Source organism: Aeromonas sobria, assembly GCF_050266975.1.
GTDB lineage: Bacteria > Pseudomonadota > Gammaproteobacteria > Enterobacterales > Aeromonadaceae > Aeromonas > Aeromonas sobria_B.
This window is the reverse complement of record NZ_JBKISU010000135.1, coordinates 1-267: the sequence shown is the minus strand read 5'-3', so window position 1 is coordinate 267 and position 267 is coordinate 1. Positions and strand designations below refer to the sequence as shown.

At 57.7% G+C, this 267-nt stretch carries 1 protein-coding gene; it reads left to right on the top strand.

Annotation, left to right across the window (positions count from 1 at the left end; translation table 11 throughout):
• Positions 1–267, top strand: a 267-nt coding sequence (locus tag ACLHZ1_RS20795; protein ID WP_427263564.1) for an integrase core domain-containing protein, incomplete at both ends; no start/stop codon positions are given.

The following is a 267-nucleotide window of genomic DNA, read 5'->3' as shown; positions in this document are numbered from 1 at the left end:
TCGGCTACTCACTGATAATGGCGCCTGTTATCGGTCGAAACGCTTCCGGAAGCTGTGTCGTCGGTTGGGACTCAAGCACATGCGCACCAAGCCTTACACACCCCAAACCAATGGCAAGGCAGAGCGCCTCATTCAGACAACCCTGCGAGAGTGGGCCTATGCACGGAGCTATGACTCGTCAGAGCAACGGGCAGAACACCTGCAACCGTGGCTGCATGAGTACAACTGGCATCGTCCTCATGCCAGTCTGGGCTACCAGCCCCCCAT